This window comes from Rubrimonas cliftonensis (assembly GCF_900107585.1).
GTDB lineage: Bacteria > Pseudomonadota > Alphaproteobacteria > Rhodobacterales > Rhodobacteraceae > Rubrimonas > Rubrimonas cliftonensis.
Map to the genome: position 1 here is coordinate 1 of NZ_FNQM01000066.1, position 3,713 is coordinate 3,713.

3 protein-coding genes are annotated in these 3,713 nt (G+C 60.7%); 2 read left to right on the forward strand and 1 reads right to left on the reverse strand.

Annotated elements, in window-relative coordinates; genetic code table 11:
- Positions 1-381: 381 nt before the first annotated feature.
- A complete protein-coding gene (locus tag BLW43_RS22430) occupies positions 382-1,284 on the reverse strand; it encodes a LysR family transcriptional regulator (protein WP_217632290.1) in 903 nt (300 codons plus the stop codon).
- A gap of 104 nt (positions 1,285-1,388) precedes the next feature.
- Here BLW43_RS22430 and BLW43_RS22435 point away from each other — a divergent pair, with 104 nt between their 5' ends.
- Both BLW43_RS22435 and BLW43_RS22440 read left to right on the forward strand, forming a co-directional pair.
- Positions 1,389-2,732 carry an aldehyde dehydrogenase family protein gene (locus BLW43_RS22435; protein ID WP_217632291.1) on the forward strand — a complete coding sequence of 448 codons (1,344 nt, stop codon included), beginning with the start codon at positions 1,389-1,391 and terminating at the stop codon, positions 2,730-2,732.
- Between the two features lie 109 nt (positions 2,733-2,841).
- Positions 2,842-3,408, forward strand: coding sequence for a nuclear transport factor 2 family protein (locus BLW43_RS22440; RefSeq protein WP_217632292.1), 567 nt, complete (start codon positions 2,842-2,844; stop codon positions 3,406-3,408).
- The last annotated feature ends 305 nt before the right edge of the window (positions 3,409-3,713 follow it).

Genomic DNA, 3,713 nt, shown 5'->3' on the forward strand with positions numbered 1-3,713 from the left:
TTCCAAAGCCTGCCTGACGATCAGCGGTTGTGGCAAAAAGGCCAAACGCGGGTTCGCAATTTCAATCACTTAGCCAATCTGTTGTCGAACTTGGGGTACCCGAACCTTGGACCACCCGGATCTGGATTTTCCGGGCTTCTGTGCTGAACCCGAACCTTGGGCCGCCCGGCTCTCAGGGCTCAGAGCACTGTCAGCCGCATCGCGGTCCAGCGCCATGGCGCGCATAAGCGCTATGACGGGAAAGCCGTGGTCCTGGCAGACGCACGGCATGGCGGCGGAGAGATCGAGCTGCTCATGGTGGTCCTCCTTTCGGGCGGCCGTGTGGCCGCCGCCTCGACGCACCGCGCGACCACTCTGACGGAAGCGATCAAATACTGCAGTTTACTTTAATAATTGAGGAATCCGCTCTGCAATGTAGTCGATGAACGCGCGCACGCGAGGAATCTCGGCGGACATTGGTGGCCAGACAAGCCAGATGCTACCACGCTCATCTGTGTAATCCTCCAGGATAGCCTTGAGGCGTCCCGCAGCAAGGTCATCTTTCACGAGGTAACTGGGCGCTTGCACGATCCCCAAACCACCGAGCGCAGCGGAAGCGAGCCCTTCGCCATCATTGAGGATGATCCCGGGTTGAATCGGCCTCGACGTCCCTACGCCCTTGAAGGCCCAGATCTCTGGTCGTCCGGTCGTCGGAAATCGATAGTGGATGCAGCAGTGAGCGCCGAGTTCCAAAGGCTCTTGAGGCGTGCCGCGTTCAGCGAGATAGGCGGGCGACGCGCATGTCGTGAACGTATGCGGGCCGATGCGGCGAGCTCGGAGGGATGAATCCTCCAGTTCACCGAGGCGCAAGGCGACATCGTACCCTCCTCCGATAACATCAACCTTCACGTCATCGAGGCTAATGTCGATTGTCACGTCCGGAAAGCTTTCTTGAAACTCTCGAAGCGCGAGAAGCACAATCCTGCGCCCCATGACAGTGGGCACACTTATCTTGAGCCGGCCGCGCGGGGTATTCTTGACGAGGTGAAGTTCGTTCTCGGCCTCCTGGAGGTCTTTCAGGATTCTTGCGACGTGACGGTGCAGAACCTCGCCTTCTCCGGTCAGCGCGAGGGATCGGGTCGTCCGATTGAGCAGACGCAGCCCGAGCCGCAGTTCAAGGCGCTCGACAGCCTTCCCGACCGCCGAGGCCGACAACCCAAGCTTCCGCCCGGCCGCCGCAAAGCTGCCCGACTCGACCGTCTCAGCAAAGGCGGCGAGGCCGCTGAGCGATTCGATTGAGAACAATGCGGACATCCTGTCCGGAATGATGCGACGGGCAGCCATCTTCAGTCAACGGCGGCTTCTGCCATGTTGAAAGGGCGAACGCGCCGGGGGCGGGAGATCGAAACATGGGTAAATCTGTTGTGCGAAAGCCGTTCAACTGGATCAGTGGCTTCCAGGACTTTTCCGGCACATCGAAGGACGCGTTCGACCCCGCATCCCATGAAGTGATCGGTCACAATCCTGACAACGGCTCAGAGGCTGTGAAGTCCGCCGTCGCTGCGACAGTCGAAGCTTGTCACGAAACCATGTGGGCGCATGACCGCGAATTGCGCGCCCGCGTGCTGGAGCAACAGGTTCAGGCATTCGGGCGCAATCGCGACGATTTCCTCGAAGTTCCCCCGCTTGAAACCGGAAAGATCAGGGAAGAAGCCGCGCTCGAGCGGGACATGATCCCGAGCAAGCTTCGAAACTCGGGTGCGACTGCTCTCGCCGACAGTGATCGAGCGGTCACGTCGAAGCCCGTCGGCATCTCCCTGATTCTCGGGCAGGCGATGGGCGTTGCGCCAGTGATGGCGCCCAGGAACTCTCCTGCCGCCCTGGCCATCCGGTCTCTCGCTGCCGCGTCTGCCGCTGGTTGCACCACGGTCATGAACGAAGCCGAAGACATGCCGAAGGGCGTGATCAATCTCTTTTTCCAGGCCAGCCCGGAAGGCTCGGCATACCTCGTGGCGTCGCCGGAGGTTCCGGTCGTCAACTTTGCCGGCTCGAAATGTACGGGACGCGCCATCAGCAGCAACGGCGCCAAGCATCTCAAGCGCTTCGGGATGGAACTTGGCGGAAAGACGCCGAGGATCGTTCTCGACGATTCGAAAATCTATGTCCCCTTGCCGGCATTGGAAGATGCGCTGACCTTTTTCGACGGTCAGTGCGGCATGACTGGCTCTCAATTGCTCATGCAGAACGGTGGTCATGGGGCGGTTTGTAACGGTCTGGCCGAATGGCCACGCACGATCGGGGTCGGCCCCGCTGGACATCCATCAAGCGACATGGGGCCATTGATCGATCGCGCGAACATCGAGCGGGTCGATCACGCCGTCCAAACCGCAATCGCAGCCGAGGCCAAGGTGGTCGAACGTGGCGACCCGGTCAAAGTCGGCTTCCATCGGAACGGCGCCTTCTTCCGCCCCGCATCTCTTGAAGTCTGCGATGACATTCTCGCCATCATGCAGGAGGAGACCTTCGGGACGGTCATAACGATCCAGTGGTTTTCAGACGAGGCCGAAGCGATCCGACCCGCCAATGATCATGAACTCGGACTTGCGGCCAGCATCCGGCCTCGTGACTTGGACGGTTCTCGCTTGTCGCGCAGGCGCTCGAAGCAGGTTTGGTCTGGATCAACGATTGGGCGGGGATCGGCGACAATAACGAAGAAGGCGGCTTCAAGCAGTCCGGCCTCAGCGCCTGAATGACGTGGCTATCCTGGATGAGTTTATCGGCCACAAGCACATGGCGCTCAAGCCTGGCTTGAATCAGCACTGACAGCCCTGATCTCAGTGACAATCGACAATGGAGCATATCATGTCCACCATAGTGCCCACTCTGCGAAATGCCGCCGCCACTGCGGCGTTGACCCTGCTGGCTGGCGGCGCTTCTGCGCAGGGCCCTTCCACGGTGGAGCCCGCGTCGGAAGCATCGCCCCTGGCGGTGCTGCAAGCGATCTTGTCAAATGCGACAGATCTGGACTTCGTCAGGCAGTACACCACCGATGATTTCACCTACGTCTCGTTGAACTACGAGAACCCGGAGGTGAAGCAGGTTCTGCCCTGGGCCGGGACGACCGAAGGCGCCGAAGGTCTGGTGAAAACCTTTATCGATGTGAACCACTACTGGACCGTCGATGATTTCCAGATCCGGGACAGATTCGAGAGCGAGGACGGCGCCGCCATCTTCGGCGCCTTCACCTATACCTCGAACACGCTGGGCAAGACCGTGACTTCGCCCTTCGCTGTTCTGGCGCGCGGTGGAAACGGCAAACTGTCCTACATCCAGTTCATGGAGGACACCTTCGCCACCGTCCGCAGCTTCCGCGAAAGCGGCGAATACCACATCAAGGCGAATCCGGACGGATCGGAAAGCGCCTTCTGAGGCTTGATGAAGCATCCGTTGTTGATCGGTTAGGGGTTCCGACGCCGATCAGCATCGCAAATCATTGATGTCATGAAGAGCGAGGGGGCGCTCATCGGCCCCCGATCAAACCCGTCCCCGTCGCAGACCGCCGCGCCTTCCGGGGCGCGCTCGGCTTCGCCTGCTTCGCTGCCTCAGCCCTAGTCGCAAGGAGACCAACGATGATCGATGCGCTCGCCGCAGCGCCGCTTGACCGGCGCACAATGCTCGCCGGATCGGCCGCGCTGACGGCCACAGCCCTCTCACCCTTCGCTGGTTGGGCTGCG

Bases quoted from the DNA above. Each gene is read 5' to 3' on its own strand.
- BLW43_RS22440 (WP_217632292.1), top strand. From the start codon at position 2,842: ATGTCCACCATAGTGCCCACTCTGCGAAATGCCGCCGCCACTGCGGCG.
- BLW43_RS22435 (WP_217632291.1), top strand. From the start codon at position 1,389: ATGGGTAAATCTGTTGTGCGAAAGCCGTTCAACTGGATCAGTGGCTTC.